Annotated in this window: 16 protein-coding genes and 1 pseudogene; 8 read left to right on the top strand and 9 right to left on the bottom strand. The window is 73.8% G+C overall.

Translation table 11 applies throughout. The features are described 5' to 3' along the window. Positions 1-4: 4 nt before the first annotated feature. Genes ACIRO3_RS22575 through ACIRO3_RS22595 form a run of 5 tightly spaced genes read left to right on the top strand, consistent with a single transcriptional unit; the run spans position 5 to position 4,453 of the window. Positions 5-754, top strand: a complete 750-nt coding sequence (locus ACIRO3_RS22575) for an enoyl-CoA hydratase family protein (RefSeq protein ID WP_404139444.1) — start codon at positions 5-7, stop codon at positions 752-754. Then, complete coding sequence (locus ACIRO3_RS22580; RefSeq protein ID WP_361974334.1) at positions 751-1,617, top strand: CoA-transferase; 867 nt, start codon at positions 751-753, stop codon at positions 1,615-1,617. The genes ACIRO3_RS22575 and ACIRO3_RS22580 overlap by 4 nt, the downstream gene beginning before the upstream one ends. Then, positions 1,614-2,363, top strand: a complete 750-nt coding sequence (locus ACIRO3_RS22585) for a CoA-transferase subunit beta (RefSeq protein WP_404139447.1) — start codon at positions 1,614-1,616, stop codon at positions 2,361-2,363. Before ACIRO3_RS22580 ends, ACIRO3_RS22585 begins: the two co-directional genes overlap by 4 nt. A gap of 4 nt (positions 2,364-2,367) precedes the next feature. Further along, positions 2,368-3,462 carry an NAD(P)H-dependent flavin oxidoreductase gene (locus ACIRO3_RS22590; RefSeq protein ID WP_404139450.1) on the top strand — a complete coding sequence of 365 codons (1,095 nt, stop codon included), beginning with the start codon at positions 2,368-2,370 and terminating at the stop codon, positions 3,460-3,462. A 31-nt stretch (positions 3,463-3,493) separates the two neighbouring features. After that, positions 3,494-4,453, top strand: a complete 960-nt coding sequence (locus ACIRO3_RS22595; protein ID WP_404139453.1) for a tyrosine-protein phosphatase — start codon at positions 3,494-3,496, stop codon at positions 4,451-4,453. A gap of 100 nt (positions 4,454-4,553) precedes the next feature. On the opposite strand, the gene ACIRO3_RS22600 is transcribed toward ACIRO3_RS22595, so the two are convergent. The 6 genes and pseudogenes from ACIRO3_RS22600 to ACIRO3_RS22625 form a co-directional block, all read right to left on the bottom strand. Further along, positions 4,554-6,224, bottom strand: coding sequence for a DEAD/DEAH box helicase (locus ACIRO3_RS22600; protein WP_404139456.1), 1,671 nt, complete (start codon positions 6,222-6,224; stop codon positions 4,554-4,556). Between the two features lie 103 nt (positions 6,225-6,327). Next, positions 6,328-6,534 (bottom strand): cold-shock protein, encoded by a 207-nt coding sequence (locus ACIRO3_RS22605; protein WP_030707191.1) that lies wholly within the window; start codon positions 6,532-6,534, stop codon positions 6,328-6,330. 223 nt (positions 6,535-6,757) lie between these two features. Continuing rightward, complete coding sequence (locus tag ACIRO3_RS22610; protein ID WP_361773761.1) at positions 6,758-7,915, bottom strand: acetyl-CoA C-acetyltransferase; 1,158 nt, start codon at positions 7,913-7,915, stop codon at positions 6,758-6,760. A gap of 19 nt (positions 7,916-7,934) precedes the next feature. Further along, the gene (locus tag ACIRO3_RS22615) at positions 7,935-8,549 is read right to left on the bottom strand and encodes a TetR/AcrR family transcriptional regulator (protein WP_404139460.1); all 615 of its coding nucleotides are present in this window, start codon (positions 8,547-8,549) and stop codon (positions 7,935-7,937) included. A 15-nt stretch (positions 8,550-8,564) separates the two neighbouring features. Continuing rightward, entirely contained in the window at positions 8,565-9,347 is a 783-nt protein-coding gene (locus tag ACIRO3_RS22620; RefSeq protein WP_404139463.1) for an SDR family oxidoreductase, read from the bottom strand. Beyond that, a pseudogene (locus ACIRO3_RS22625) lies at positions 9,344-9,692 on the bottom strand (acyl-CoA dehydrogenase family protein); the annotation flags it as partial. The gene ACIRO3_RS22620 and the pseudogene ACIRO3_RS22625, both read right to left, overlap by 4 nt. Before the next feature lie 115 nt (positions 9,693-9,807). Here ACIRO3_RS22625 and ACIRO3_RS22630 point away from each other — a divergent pair. The 3 genes from ACIRO3_RS22630 to ACIRO3_RS22640 are packed head-to-tail and all read left to right on the top strand — an operon-like array spanning position 9,808 to position 12,499. After that, complete coding sequence (locus tag ACIRO3_RS22630; RefSeq protein ID WP_404139466.1) at positions 9,808-10,365, top strand: enoyl-CoA hydratase-related protein; 558 nt, start codon at positions 9,808-9,810, stop codon at positions 10,363-10,365. Further along, on the top strand, positions 10,365-11,510 hold the full coding sequence (locus tag ACIRO3_RS22635; protein WP_404139469.1) for an acyl-CoA dehydrogenase family protein: 1,146 nt from the start codon (positions 10,365-10,367) through the stop codon (positions 11,508-11,510). Before ACIRO3_RS22630 ends, ACIRO3_RS22635 begins: the two co-directional genes overlap by 1 nt. After that, on the top strand, positions 11,510-12,499 hold the full coding sequence (locus ACIRO3_RS22640) for an acyl-CoA dehydrogenase family protein (protein WP_404139472.1): 990 nt from the start codon (positions 11,510-11,512) through the stop codon (positions 12,497-12,499). The genes ACIRO3_RS22635 and ACIRO3_RS22640 overlap by 1 nt, the downstream gene beginning before the upstream one ends. A 70-nt stretch (positions 12,500-12,569) precedes the next feature. On the opposite strand, the gene ACIRO3_RS22645 is transcribed toward ACIRO3_RS22640, so the two are convergent. The 3 genes from ACIRO3_RS22645 to ACIRO3_RS22655 are packed head-to-tail and all read right to left on the bottom strand — an operon-like array spanning position 12,570 to position 15,074. Then, the gene (locus ACIRO3_RS22645) at positions 12,570-13,304 is read right to left on the bottom strand and encodes a class I SAM-dependent methyltransferase (protein ID WP_404139475.1); all 735 of its coding nucleotides are present in this window, start codon (positions 13,302-13,304) and stop codon (positions 12,570-12,572) included. Between the two features lie 40 nt (positions 13,305-13,344). Continuing rightward, positions 13,345-14,352 (bottom strand): alpha/beta hydrolase, encoded by a 1,008-nt coding sequence (locus tag ACIRO3_RS22650; protein ID WP_404139478.1) that lies wholly within the window; start codon positions 14,350-14,352, stop codon positions 13,345-13,347. Next, positions 14,349-15,074: a glucose 1-dehydrogenase gene (locus ACIRO3_RS22655; RefSeq protein ID WP_365999332.1), complete on the bottom strand. Its 726-nt coding sequence runs from the start codon at positions 15,072-15,074 to the stop codon at positions 14,349-14,351. The genes ACIRO3_RS22650 and ACIRO3_RS22655 overlap by 4 nt, the downstream gene beginning before the upstream one ends.

A 15,074-nucleotide genomic window follows, 5' to 3' on the forward strand; every position in this document is an offset into this window, starting at 1 on the left:
GCTCATGGGTGTCTCCACCTCCGGCCCCGACAAGGGCATCGCACTCGTCACAGTCGACTTCCCACCCGTCAACGCGCTGCCCGTACGAGGCTGGTTCGAGCTGGCCGACGCCCTGCGCGCCGCCGGTCGCGACCCCGACGTCCGGTGCGTCGTCCTCGCCGCCGAGGGCCGGGGCTTCAACGCCGGCGTGGACATCAAGGAGATGCAGCGCGACACCGGCCACGACGTCCTCATCGGCGCCAACCGGGGCTGCTACGAGGCCTTCGCCGCCGTGTACGACTGTGAGGTCCCCGTCGTCGCCGCCGTGAACGGCTTCTGCCTGGGCGGCGGGATCGGCCTGGTCGGCAACGCCGACGCGATCGTCGCCTCCGACGACGCCGTCTTCGGACTGCCGGAACTGGACCGGGGCGCGCTCGGCGCGGCCACCCACCTGGCCCGCCTCGTCCCCCAACACCTGATGCGCACCCTGTACTACACCTCGCGGACCGTGAGCGCCGCCGAACTGCACGCGCACGGTTCGGTGTGGAAGGTGGTCCCGCCCGCCGGGCTGCGGGCGGCGGCGCTGGAACTCGGCGCGGAGATCGCCCGCAAGGACGGCCTGCTGATCCGGCTGGCCAAGGCCGCCATCAACGGCATCGACCCCGTGGACGTGCGGCGCAGCTACCGCTTCGAGCAGGGCTTCACCTTCGAGGCCAATCTCGGCGGGGTCGCCGACCGGGTCCGCGACACCTTCGGAAAGGCGGACCAGGCATGAGCGGCACACCGGCGTCGGACAAGGTGATGTCCCCCGAGGAGGTGGTCGGGCGGCTGCGCGGCGGCATGACGGTGGGCATCGGCGGCTGGGGGTCGCGGCGCAAGCCCATGGCCCTGGTGCGGGCACTGCTCCGTTCCGAGATCACCGATCTGACCGTGGTCGCGTACGGCGGCCCCGACGTGGGCCTGTTGGCCGCCGCGGGCCGGATCCGCCGGCTCGTCACCCCCTTCGTGACCCTTGACTCGATCCCGCTGGAGCCGCACTACCGGGCGGCCCGCGAGCGCGGCGCCTTCGCCCTCACCGAGCTCGACGAGGCCATGTTCATGTGGGGGCTGCACGCCGCCGCCAACCGGCTGCCCTTCCTGCCCGTCCGCGCCGGACTCGGCTCCGACGTCATGCGGGTCAACCCACACCTGCGGACCGTCACCTCCCCCTACGAGGACGGCGAGGAGTTCGTCGCCGTCCCCGCGCTGCGCCTGGACGCCGCGCTCGTCCACCTCAACCGCGCCGATCGCCTCGGCAACGCCCAGTACCTGGGCCCCGACCCGTACTTCGACGACCTGTTCTGCGAGGCCGCGGACGCCGCGTACGTCTCCTGCGAGCGGCTCGTCGAGACCGCCGAGCTGTCCAAGGCCGGTCCGCCACAGTCCCTGCTGGTCAGCCGGCATTCCGTCACCGGGGTCGTGGAGACCCCGAACGGCGCGCACTTCACCTCCTGCGTGCCCGACCACGACCGCGACGAGCCCTTCCAGAAGCTGTACGCGAGCACCCCCTGGCCCGAGTTCGCCGCCCGGTTCCTCTCCGGCGCGAGCGAGCACGACTACCAGTCCGCCGTGCGGACCTGGCACGAGGAGCAGCAGTGAGCACAGAGCCGGCGGCCGGCGCCGACGTCAGTCGCGCCGAGTACTGCGTGATCGCCTGCGCCGAGGCCTGGCGGGGCGACGGCGAGGTGCTCGCCTCCCCGATGGGCCTGATCCCGTCCTTCGGGGCCCGCCTCGCGAAGCGGACCTTCTCCCCCGACCTGCTGTTGACCGACGGCGAGGCCACGCTGGTCGGGCTCGACGGGACTCCCGAGGGCTGGCTGCCGTACCGCCGTCACCTCACGATGGTCACCGGCGGCCGGCGGCACGTGATGATGGGCGCGAGCCAGATCGACCGGTACGGCAACCAGAACATCTCCTGCGTCGGGGACTGGGAGCGGCCGACCCGCCAGCTCCTCGGAGTGCGCGGGGCGCCCGTCAACACCTTGAACAATCCGGTGAGTTACTGGATCCCCAGGCATTCCCGCCGGGTGTTCGTGGAGCGCGTCGACATGGTCTGCGGGGTCGGCTACGACCGCGCGCAGGCGGCCGGGGCGACCCGCTTCCACCGCTTGCCTCGCGTGGTCAGCGATCTCGGGGTCTTCGACTTCACCGGCCCGGACCACGCCATGCGCCTGGTGTCCGTGCATCCGGGCGTGAGCGTCGAGCAGGTCCGGGAGGCCACCGGTTTCGAACTCGCGATCGCCGGCGCGGTCCCGTACACGCGGGAGCCGACGCCGGAGGAACTGCGGCTGATCCGGGAGGTCGTGGACCCCAAGGGGCTGCGCGAGCGGGAAGTGCGGGTCTGACGGGATGGAGACGGCATTCACCGAACTGGTCGGGGTCCGCCACCCGATCGTGCAGACGGGCATGGGCTGGGTGGCCGGCCCCCGGCTGGTGTCGGCGGCGGCCAACGCGGGGGCGCTGGGGATCCTGGCCTCGGCGACGATGACGACGGAGCAGTTGCGTGCGGCGATCCGCGAGGTGAAGTCCCGTACGGACGCACCCTTCGGGGTCAATCTGCGCGCGGACGCCGGGGACGCGGCCGAGCGGGCGCGGCTGATCGTCGAGGAGGGGGTCCGGGTCGCCTCGTTCGCACTCGCCCCCTCGAAGGAACTGATCGCCCGGCTCAAGGACGCGGGCGTGGTCGTCATCCCCTCGATCGGGGCCCGACGGCACGCCGAGAAGGTCGCCGCGTGGGGCGCCGACGCGGTGATCGTGCAGGGCGGCGAGGGCGGCGGACACACCGGGGACGTGGCCACGACGGTGCTGCTGCCGCAGGTCGTGGACGCGGTGTGCATCCCGGTGATCGCGGCGGGCGGTTTCCACGACGGCCGCGGCCTGGTCGCGGCGCTGTCGTACGGGGCGGCGGGCATCGCGATGGGCACCCGCTTCCTGCTCACCTCGGACTCCACCGTCCCGGACGCCGTCAAGGCCGAGTACCTGAGGGCCACCGTCAAGGACGTCACCGTCACCACCGCCGTCGACGGGCTGCCGCACCGGATGCTCCGCAGCGAACTGGTCGTCTCCCTGGAACGGGCGGGTCGCGCGCGGGCCCTCGCCAAGGCGGTGCGGCACGCGGCCGGCTTCCGGAAGCTGTCGGTGCTGTCCTGGCCACAGATGGTGCGCGACGGCCTGGCGATGAAACACGGCAAGGACCTGTCCTGGAGCCAGGTCCTGCTCGCCGCGAACACCCCCATGCTCCTCAAGGCGTCCATGGTCGAGGGCCGTACGGACCTCGGCGTCATGGCATCGGGCCAGGTCGCGGGCGTGATCGAGGATCTTCCGTCGTGTGCGGAGCTCGTCGCCCGGGTCATGGCCGAGGCCCACACCGTGCTGGACCGACTGCACGACCTCCACCCCCCGCTCCCCCCGCACTCGCTCGGCACCCTGCCACCACCAGGGTGATCCCCCTTCTCCGTTACAGGAGTCGCCCCAGATGAGCCGTGCCCGAATCCGCCTGGCGACCTCGGTGCTCACCACCGCCCTCGCCGCCGGGCTCCTGCCCGCCGCCGCGTACGCCGCACCGGCGCCCGGCGCAGCCGCCGGTACCGCCGCGGTCACCGGTTCCGCCGCTTTCGCCGCGCACCACCGCCCGTCGGCGGAAACGATCCGCCAGATCCCCCTCCAGGGCGCGGTCAACGTCCGCGACCTGGGCGGATACCGCACCTGGACCGGTGGGCAGGTCCGTCAGGGACTGGTCTACCGCTCCGACGCGCTCGGCAAGTTGACCCCGGCCGACCTCAGCACCGTCTCCGGCCTCGGTCTGCGCAGGGTCGTCGACTTCCGCATCCCGATGGAGGTCCAGTACGACGGCGCCGACAAACTGCCCGCCGGGCTCGTCTCCACCGCCCGCCCCGTCAGCGACCTGGGCCTGTACGCGACCCTGGTAGGCGCGATCGCCAGCGGGGACCCCGCCACGCAGGAACAGATGCTCGGCGGCGGTCGCGCCGAGGCCTACATGCGCGACATCTACCGCACGTTCGTGACGAGCCCCGAGAACCGGGCGCAGTTCGCGACCACGCTGCGGGAGATCGCCGACGGCGGGCAGGGCCCGCTGCTGTACCACTGCACCTCGGGCAAGGACCGCACGGGCTGGATGAGTTACGTCCTGCTGCGCGCCCTCGCCGTTCCCGAGGGCGCCGCCGAGCGCGACTACCTCGCCTCGAACACCTTCCGCGCGGCGTACGACGCCCAGGTGCGGGCCGGCCTCAAGCAGTCGGGCCGGATGCAGAACCCGGACCTGCTGATCCCGCTCCAGGAGGTCCGGCCGGACTACCTCGCCGCCGCGACCGCCCGCATGGAGGCGGACTACGGAGGCTTCTACGGCTACCTCACGGACGGCCTCGGCCTGGACCTGCGGACGCTGGCGAAGCTCCAGGCCAGGATGGTCCGGTAGGCCCCGTCGTCGAAGGGGCGCCCGGCCCCGGAACGACGGTACGCCGGGCGGCGCGTCTTCCGCGCCGCCCGGCGTACCGGTGTGTTCGTGAGGCGAAGGGTCAGGAACCCGCGCGCCCGGCCGCCGGACGGCCACCGCCCGAGCGACGCCGCGCGGCGGGAGCGCCGCCGGTGCGGGCACCGCCCTGGCCGCCGCCGCCCTGACCGCGCGAGGCCGCCGGGGCGCCCTGGGCGCGGGCGCCGGACTGGCCGGCGCCGCCCTGGCCGCCGCCGGAGCGGGCCCGACGCGAACGGTCGCCGCCGCCCGCGGTGGTCGAGGCCGCCGCCGCGCCCTGGCCGCCACCGGAACGACGACGCGCGCCGCCCGCGGTGGAGCCGCCGCCGGAGCGGCCGGCGCTGCGCTGCTTCGGCGGGGTGGGCTGCGGCACGTCCAGCACCACGGGGACGCCCGAGGGCTCCTTGGCGCCGGTCAGCCGGGACAGCTCCGCGTCGGAGGACTTGATCTGCGCGGTCCGCGGGGAGATCCCGGCGTCCGACATCAGCCGGGTCATGTCGCGCTTCTGGTCGGGCAGCACCAGGGTGACGACGGAGCCGGACTCGCCGGCGCGGGCGGTGCGGCCGCCGCGGTGCAGGTAGTCCTTGTGGTCGGTGGGCGGGTCCACGTTGACGACGAGGTCGAGGTCGTCGATGTGGATGCCGCGGGCGGCCACGTTGGTGGCGACCAGCGCGGTGACCTCGCCCGTCTTGAACCAGTCCAGGGTCCGGTTGCGCTGCGGCTGGGAGCGACCGCCGTGCAGGCCGGAGGCGCGGACGCCGTCGGCGAGGAGCTTCTTGACCATGCGGTCGACCCCGCGCTTGGTGTCCACGAACATGATCACCCGGCCGTCGCGTGCGGCTATGCGCGTGGCCACGGCCTTCTTGTCGGTCTCGTCCATGACGTACAGGACGTGGTGCTCCATCGTGCTGACCGCGCCCGCGGAGGGGTCGACGGAGAAGGCGACCGGGTCGTGCAGGAACATCTTGACGAGCTTGTCGATGTTCTTGTCGAGCGTCGCGGAGAACAGCATGGTCTGGCCGTCGGCCTCGACCTGCTTGAGCAGCGCGGTGACCTGCGGCATGAAGCCCATGTCGGTCATCTGGTCGGCCTCGTCGAGGACCGTGATGGAGACCTGCGAGAGGTCGGCGTCACCGCGGTCGATGAGGTCCTTCAGCCGGCCGGGGGTGGCGACGAGCACTTCGGAGCCGCGGCGCAGCGCGCCGGACTGCCGGTTGATCGACATGCCGCCGACGACGGTCGCGATGCGCAGGTTGACGGCCGTGGCGTACGGGGCCAGGGCGTCGGTGACCTGCTGCGCCAGCTCGCGGGTCGGTACGAGGACCAGTGCGAGCGGCTGCTTCGGCTGCGCGCGGCGACCGGCGGTGCGGGCCAGCAGCGCCAGGCCGAAGGCGAGCGTCTTGCCGGAGCCGGTACGGCCGCGGCCGAGCAGGTCACGGCCGGCGAGCGAGTTCGGCAGCGTGGCGGACTGGATCGGGAACGGGTCGGTGACGCCCTGGGCGGCGAGGGTCTTCAGCAGCGCCTCGGGCATGCCCATGTCCTCGAACGCGGTGACCGGCGGCAGGGCCGGGGTCAGCGGTTCGGGCATGGTGAATTCTTGGGGCCTGGCCACGGGGGCGGACTTCTGCCGTCCCGCGCCAGCCTTCGGACGTCCCTGGGCCGCACCTCGACCCCGGGTGGGGCGGCGGCTGGGTCGTGCGGAGCTGGAGCTGGTCATGCGAGAAAGCCCTCCTGAAACCGGCAGGTAAAACAAACAGTCGAAACAGCAGACAAGCCGGGGCCCGCACCTTCACGGTGCGGACCCCGGCGTGCTGATTACGTCAGTTGGCGGGGAGGATGTTCTCCGCCTGGGGGCCCTTCTGGCCCTGGGTGACGTCGAAGGACACGCGCTGGCCCTCCTGGAGCTCACGGAAGCCCTGGGTGGCGATGTTCGAGTAGTGGGCGAAGACGTCCGGGCCGCCACCGTCCTGCTCGATGAAGCCGAAGCCCTTTTCCGAGTTGAACCACTTCACGGTGCCAAGTGCCATTTGAATCTCCTGAATAGGCGGCAAGGGCCCCATCCGGAGATCCCGGTAAAAACAATTAAAGCGCCTGTCGGAGCATTCCCGTCAGGCGCACATAAAGTTCATGGGTACCACAACTGCAACGAGCTCTAAGCTAGCACACGCCGGCGCACCCGCGCCCCCGCGGGTCTGTGACCTGGGCTCCAGGGCGCCGGAGCGCCCCGGAGCGGGTCCGGTCGCGGGCGCCTCAGAGCCGCTCGATGATCGTCACGTTGGCCTGGCCGCCGCCCTCGCACATGGTCTGGAGGCCGTAGCGACCCCCGGTGCGCTCCAGCTCGTGCAGCAGGGTGGTCATCAGCTTGACGCCGGTGGCGCCCAGGGGGTGGCCGAGCGCGATGGCCCCGCCGTTGACGTTGACCCGCGCCGGGTCCGCGCCGGTCTCCTTCAGCCAGGCCAGCACGACGGGGGCGAAGGCCTCGTTGATCTCCACCAGGTCGATCTCGTCCAGCGACAGCCCGGTCTTCTTCAGGGCGTGCGCCGTCGCCGGGATCGGGGCGGAGAGCATCCGGATCGGGTCCTCGCCCCGTACGGACAGGTGGTGGACGCGGGCCCGGGGGCGCAGGCCGTGTTCGGCGACGGCCCGTTCGGAGGCGATCAGCATGGCCGCGGCGCCGTCGGAGACCTGGGAGGAGACGGCCGCCGTGATGGTGCCGCCCTCGACCACGGGCCTCAGGCCGGCCATCTTCTCCAGGGTGGTGTCCCGGCGCGGGCCCTCGTCCACGCGGACGTCCCCGTACGCCACGATCTCGCGTTCGAAGCGTCCCTCGTCGATCGCGCGCAGGGCCCGCCGGTGGGAGCGCAGGGCGAACTCCTCCATGTCGAGGCGCGAGATCCCCCACTTCTCGGCGATCAGCTGCGCGCCGTGGAACTGGTTGACGGGCGCGTCGCCGTACCGGGCCCGCCAGCCCGCCGATCCCGCGTACGGGCCCTCGGTGAGGCCGAGCGGCTCGGCGGCCTGCCGCGAGGCGAAGGCGATCGGGATCATCGACATGTTCTGGGTGCCGCCGGCGACGACGAGGTCCTGGGTGCCGGACAGCACGCCCTGGGCCGCGAAGTGGACGGCCTGCTGGGAGGAGCCGCACTGGCGGTCCACGGTCACCCCCGGGACCTCCTCGGGGAGGCCGGCGGCGAGCCAGGCGGTCCGCGCGATGTCGCCGGCCTGCGGCCCGACGGTGTCGAGGCAGCCGAAGACAACGTCCTCGACGGCGGCGGGGTCCACCCCGGAGCGTTCCATCAGGGCCCGCAGGACGTGGGCGCCGAGGTCGGCCGGGTGCACCCCGGCCAGGCCTCCCCTGCGCCGTCCCACGGGGGTGCGTACGGCGTCGACTATGTAGGCCTCGGGCATCGGGACTCCTCTGGTTCGGTCAGGTACGCAGGGCGATCCCGTCCAGCACCATCGACAGGTACTGGCGGGCGATCTCCTCGGGGCTGTGCTGTCCGCCCGGCCGGTACCAGGAGGCCGCGACCCACACCGTGTCGCGCACGAAGCGGTAGGTGAGGCGGATGTCCAGGTCGGCCCGGAAGACCTTGCCGGCCACTCCGCGCTCCAGCGTCCCCAGCCAGGCCTTCTCGAACTTCTGCTGCGAGTCGGAGAGGTAGTGGAAGCGGGGTTGCGCGGACAGGTGCCGGGATTCCTTCTGGTAGATCGCGACGGCGGCGCGGTGCCGGTCGATCTCCCGGAAGGACTCGGTGACGAGGGCCTCGATGGTCTCCCTGGGGCCGAGACCGGCGGCGAGGACGGTGTCGTACCCCTCCCACAGCTCGTTCAGGAAGGCCGAGAGGATCTCGTCGAGCATCGATTCCTTGGAATCGAAGTGGTAGTAGAGGCTGCCGGCGAGCATTCCGGCGGCATCGGCGATCTTGCGCACGGTGGTGGCGTTGTAGCCCTGCGCGGCGAAGACCTCGGCGGCGGTGTCGAGGAGCTCCCGTCTGCGCTCGGGGGACGCGGTCACCTGTGGCTTCTTCTTGTTCGTCGGCACGCGCCCATTGTCGACCTATGCGTGCTGGCTGCTGACCGAGACGGTCTCGCCGGTCATGTACGACGAGTAGCCGCTGGCCAGGAACACGATGACGTTGGCGACCTCCCAGGGTTCGGCGTACCGGCCGAAGGCCTCGCGGGCGGTGAGTTCGGCGAGGAGTTCCTCGCTCGTGACCTTCACCAGGTGCGGGTGCATGGCGAGGCTGGGGGCGACCGCGTTGATCCGTACGCCGAACTCGGCGGCCTCCAGGGCTGCGCAGCGGGTGAGCGCCATCACCCCGGCCTTCGCGGCGGCGTAGTGGGCCTGGCCGGTCTGGGCGCGCCAGCCGACGACGGAGGCGTTGTTGACGACGACCCCGCCGGCGCCGGCGGCCTTGAAGGAGCGCAGGGCGGCCCGGGTGCAGCGGAAGGTGCCGTTCAGGGTGACGTCGAGGACCCGGCCCCACTGGTCGTCGCTCATGTCGACCAGGGCGGCGGTGCCGCCGAGTCCGGCGTTGTTGACGACGATGTCGAGGCCGCCGTGGGTCTGTTCGGCGCGCGTGAACAGGGACCGGACCTGGTCCTCGTCGGTGACGTCGCACGGCAGGGAGTCGACCCGGTCGGTCCCGAACTCGGCGGCCAGCGCGTCCTCGGTCTCCTTGAGGCGGCGGGCGTGGGCGTCGCCGATCAGGACGCGGGCGCCTTCCTCCAGGAAGCGGCGGGCGGTGGCGCCGCCGATGCCGGCCCCGGCGGCGGCGGTGATCACGGCGGTCCGGCCGGCGAGCAGCCCGTGCCCGGTGACGTACTCGGGTGCGTTCACGCCCGTACCTCCTTGGGAAGGCCGAGGATCCGCTCGGCGATGATGGTGCGCTGGATCTCGTCCGAGCCCGCGTAGATGGTGTCGGCGCGGGAGAACGGGAAGAGCCGCTGCCGGTCGTCGCGTCCGAAGCCGAGGGTGGTCATGGCCACGGCCCAGCCGTCGCCGGGGGCGCCGACGACGTGCGCGGCGTCGGTGCGGGCAGGCGCCGTCGCGCAGGTCGGCGCGGGTGCGGACGCCCGCGAGGTCGGAGCCGGCGTCGGGTTCGCCGTAGCCCTGGCACCACAGCTCCCGCACGGCCCGGATCGGCGGGAGGAAGCGGCGTTGCTGCTCCTCGGTGCCGTGGGCGAACTCGCCGGTGAGGTGGGCCCGTGGCCAACTCCGAACCTCGGTGCGGAACTCCTCGACGCCGCTCATGGCCGTACGTTAACCTACCAAACACTTGTTAGGGAAGGATGTGCCGATGTCCGCTGCCCGCGCCCCCGAGACCGACGGGCCGCCGGTGCTCTACGAGCGTCGCGGCCCCGTCGCGCGCGTGACCATGAGCCGCCCGCGCTACCGCAACGCCCAGAACAGCGCGATGACCTACGCCCTGGACGACGCCTTCCACCGCGCCGCCGACGACCCCGAGGTGAAGGTGGTCGTCCTGGCCGGGGCGGGCGGGCACTTCTCCGCCGGTCACGACATCGGCACCCCCGGGCGCGACGCCCACCTGCCCTTCGAACGGCGGGCCGGGCTGGCAGGGGAGACGGACCGGCCGGCGCGGCGGATCGCCGAGATGCCCGGCTTCGGACTGGCGCTGACCAAGCGGGCGGTCAACCAGGCCGAGGACCTCCAGGGCCTGCACACCGGCATGGACTCGGTGTTCGGGCTGCACCACCTGGCGCACGCGCACAACGCCGAAACGGCGGCGGGCCCCCTCGGCGGCATGAACGTCTGCGCGATGAAGGACGCCGCGACGCGGGGCGCCGCGCGGGACACCGTGACACGGGACGCCGTGACGAAGGGGGCGAACGGCTGATGGACCTCACCCACACGCCGCAGGTGGAGGCCTTCCGCGAGGAGGCCCGGGCCTGGCTGGCCGGGCACGTCCCGGCCGCCCCGCTCCCTTCCCTGGAGACGGCCGAGGGGTTCGCGGCGCACCGGGAGTGGGAGGCCCGGCTGCACGCCGACCGCTGGGCGGTGGTGTCCTGGCCCGAGGAGTACGGCGGCCGGGGCGTGGACATCGAACGGTGGCTGGTGTTCGAGGAGGAGTACTGGGCGGCGGGCGCGCCCGGCCGGGTCTCCCAGAACGGCATCAACCTGCTGGCCCCCACCCTGTTCGACCACGCGACGGCCGAGCAGCGGGCGCGGGTGCTGCCGTCCATGGCGAGCGGCGAGGTGATCTGGGCGCAGGCCTGGTCGGAGCCGGAGTCCGGCTCCGACCTGGCCTCCCTGACGTCCCGGGCGGTCCGCACGGAGGGGGGCTGGCTGCTGTCCGGGCAGAAGACCTGGTCCTCGCGGGCGGCGTTCGCGGACCGCGCGTTCGGCATCTTCCGCACCGACCCCCAGGCCCCGAAACCCCACCAGGGGCTGACCTACCTGATGTTCGACCTGCGGGCGCCGGGGGTGACGGTGCGGCCGATCGGCCGGTTGGACGGCAAGCCCGCGTTCGCCGAGCTCTTCCTGGACCGGGTGTTCGTCCCGGACGAGGACGTCATCGGGGAGCCGGGGCAGGGCTGGCGGATCGCGATGTCCACGACCGGCAACGAGCGGGGCCTGACCCTGCGCTCCCCCGGCCGGTTCCTGGCGGCGGCGGACCGACTGCTCGGGCTGTGGCGGGAGGCCGGCGATCCCGCCGACACCGCGCTGTCCGACCGGGTCGCGGACGCGCTGGTGGGGGCGCGCGCGTACGAGCTGTTCACCTGGGGGAACGCCGCGCGGTTCGCGGCGGGCGAGAGCATCGGCGCCGAGTCCAGCCTGAACAAGGTGTTCTGGTCCCGGTACGACATCGCCCTGCACGAGACGGCGCTCGACCTGCTGGGCGCGGACGCGGAACGCGCGGACGGCGACTGGGCCGAACCGTGGCTCTTCTCCCTGGCCGGGCCGATCTACGCCGGGACGAACGAGATCCAGCGCGACATCATCGCCGAGCGGCTGCTCGGCCTTCCGAAGGGCCGCCGCTGATGCGCTTCCTGCCGACCGACGAGCAGCGCGAGTTCGTCCGGACGCTGCGCCGGCTGCTCGACGCGTCCGAGGTCCCGGCGACCGTACGGGCCTGGGGTGCCGGGGACCACGCGCCGGGGCGGGCCCTGTGGTCCCGCCTCGCCGACACGGGCCTGTTCGCGCTCGCCGCCGGCGAGGAACACGACGGGCTCGGGCCACTGCCACTGGAAGCGGCCCTCGGTTTCGTGGAGTTGGGGCGGGCCGGGGCGCCGGGGCCGGTGGTGGAGACGGTCGCGGCGGCGGTGTTACTGGCGGGGTTGGGGGACGAGGGGCCGGCGAAGCGCTTCCTCCCGGGGCTGCTCTCGGGCGGCGCCTCGGCCTCGCTGACCCTGCCGGACGCGGCCCCGTACGCCCTGGACGCGGACGCGGCCACCTCCTGCTTCACGGTGTCGCGGGACGGCGAACTGCGGCTGGCGGACCCGGACGGCGCCCCGGTCCTGCCGTCGACGGACCCGGCGCGCAGGCTGTCGCGCCCCCCGGCCGGGGGCGGTGAACTGCTCGCCCGGGGGCCGGCGGTGACGGCGGCGGCGGACAGCGCCCTGCGGTGGGCGCGGCTGCTGACGGCGGCGCAGTGCCTGGGCGTCGGGGAGGCCCTGCTGGCACGGACGGTGGAGTACGCGAAGCAGCGCACCCAGTTCGGTACGCCGATCGGCTCCTTCCAGGCGGTCAAGCACCGGCTGGCGGACACCCTGCTGGGCCTGGAGTTCGCCCGGCCGCTGGTGTGGGCGGCCGGGCTGTCGCTGGATCCGGGCGAGGTCGCGGCGGCGAAGCTCGCGGCGGGCGAGGCCGCGTACGCGGCGGCGATGACGGCGCTCCAGCTCCACGGGGCGGTCGGCTACACCGAGGAGCTGGACCTGTCGCTGTGGCTGCGCAAGGCGCGCCCGCTGCGGGACGCGTGGGGGACGCCGGCGGCGTGCCGGGCGGCGGTGCTCGGGGCCGCCCGCCGGTAGCGGTCGCCGCGGCCGTGCCCGTACCCGTGCCCGCGGGGCGCACGCGTCACGGTCCCCGTCACGGTCCCCGTCACAGGATGCCCACGTGGAGGCTCACCACGTACGGCTCCTCCACCGTCCCGTCCGGGAACAGGGCGCTCAGCACCGACCGCTCCCGGTCCGTGAACTCCCGGGTGCCGGCCTCGCCGAGGAGCAGGAACGCGGAGTGGCTCGCGAGGTTGGCGAGGTGCTCGTCGAGGGTGATCCGGCGGGACCAGGGCACGGTGCGGGCGCGGAAGCCGGAGTCGATGCCGGCGGGCAGCGTGCGGAAGGACTCGCCCCCGGCGCCGAAGAGGGTCCGGATCCGCGCGGCCTGTTCGGCGACCCACGGCACCGACTCGTCCATGTCGTTCCACCAGATCGCGAGCGCGCCGCCGGGCCGCAGCACGCGGCGGGCCTCGGGGACGGAGCGGGCGGGGTCGGTCCAGTGCCAGGCCTGCGCGTAGGTGAGCAGGTCGAAGACGCCGCCGGCCAGCGGCAGTCGGTCACCGTCCCCGCGCACCAGCGGTATCCCGGGGTGCGCGCGGCGCAGTTCGGCGGCCATCCCGTCGCCGGGTTCGACGGCGACGACGCGCGCCCCGCGGGCGTGCAGCAGGGCCGTCGCGATCCCGGTCCCGGCGCCCACGTCCGCGACCCGGGAGTCGGCGAGCGGGCGGCCGCTCAGCTCCTCCAGGGCGTCGAAGAGCGCGTCGGGGTAGGCGGGCCGGTGCGCGGCGTACAGCGCGGCGGCGGCGTCGAAGGAGAGAGCGCGGGATGTGGTCGGCATGGGCCCATTCTCCGCGCCGCCGCCGATCCTCGACAGTGGTTCACCGGTGCCCGGCGCGGCGCCGGACACCACCCGCGCCATGTCCCAGGGCCCCCGACCCCCGGCCCCTCAGCCCCTCGGCCCCGGCCCCTCGGCCGCTCGGCCCCGGCCCCTCGGCCGCCCAGCCACTGATCCACGCCGCGGCCGCCGCGTACGCCGCGCCGGCGGCCGGCAGCGGTGTGCCCAGGAAGCCGTGGAAGACGCCCGGGTGGAGCTGGACGGCGCAGTCCACGCCCGCCTCCCCCAGCCGTCGCGCGTACGCGAGACCCTCGTCCCGCAGCACGTCGCAGTCGGCGAGGACGATCAGGGTGCGGGGCAGTCCGGTCAGGTCGGGGGCGCGCAGCGGCGAGACGTGCGGGTGCGCGGGGTCCCCGCCGTACTGGTCCCAGTACCAGGCCATGTGGGCGGCGGTGTGGAAGTACCCCCGCGCGTACGTCGCCACGGACGGGGCGTCCATGGCCGCGTCCAGTGGCGGGTAGAACAGCAGTTGCCCCGCGACGAGTTCGGGGGCCCGCAGTGCGGTCACGGCCGCCAGGGTGCCTCCGCTGGAGTCCCCGGCGACGATGATCCGGTCGGGGTCGCAGCCCAGCTCGGCGGCTCGGGAGCGGGTCCACAGCAGCGCGGTCAGCGCGTCGTCGGGCGCGGCCGGCCAGGGGTGTTCCGGGGCGAGCCGGTAGTCGACGGAGACGACCACCGCGCCCGAGGCGGCGGCGAGCCTGCGGCAGCCGGCGTCGTGGGTGTCCAGGCCGCACATCACCCAGCCGCCGCCGTGGAAGTGGACGACGAGCGGGCGGCCCGGGGCCCCGGGGTCGGGGCCCGGGCGGGGGTCGTACACACGGACCGGGACCCCGCAGGCGTCGTCGTCGTGCACGTCGGCCACGGCGGGCCCGGGGGCGCGCCCGCCGGCGGCGACCGCCGCCCGCAGGGCGTGCGGGTCGCCGGGGCCGGGGAAGGCCGCGGCCATCAGGTCGCACAGCCGCCGGGCGGCGGGCGAGAGGGAGTCGCTCATCGGGCCGTCGTCCCCCCGTCCACGGTGAACTCGCCGCCGGTGACGTACGAGGAGGCGTCCGAGCAGAGGAAGCGGACCAGTTCCCCGACCTCCTCGGGCCGGCCCATGCGGCCCAGCGGCACGTGGGACCAGTCCTTGTCCGACACGGCGGAGATCATCGGGGTGTCGATGGCGCCCGGGTGCACGGAGTTGACCCGGATCCCGTCGCCCGCCAGGTCCAGGGCGGCCGACCGGGTCAGCCCGCGCAGGGCGAACTTGGTGGAGCCGTAGGCCGCGTGGCCCGGGATGCCGACCAGTCCGGCGGTGGAGGAGACGTTGACGATCGAGCCGCCCCCGCCGGCGCGCAGCACCGGGGCGACGGCCTGGATGCCGAGGAAGGGGCCGAGAAGGTTCACCCGCAGCAGCGCCTCGAAGTCGGCGAGGGACTGCCGCTCCACGTGGGCGGTGCGCCACAGGGCGGCGTTGTTGACGAGTGCGGAGATCGTCCCGAAGGCGGCCACGGCCTCCCGCACGACCCGGGCCCAGCCGTCGGCCTCGGCCACGTCGTGGTGGACGTACAGCGCCTGTTCCCCCAGGGCGGCGGCGACCTCGCGGCCCTCCTCCTCCCGGATGTCGGTGACGACGACCCGGGCTCCCGCCTCCGCGCACAGGCGGGCCTCGGCGGCGCCCTGCCCGCGCCCGGCGCCGGTGATGACGACGACCTTGCCGTCCAGTGGGATCAC

This window comes from Streptomyces sp. NPDC102278 (assembly GCF_044766345.1).
Taxonomy (GTDB): Bacteria; Actinomycetota; Actinomycetes; order Streptomycetales; family Streptomycetaceae; genus Streptomyces.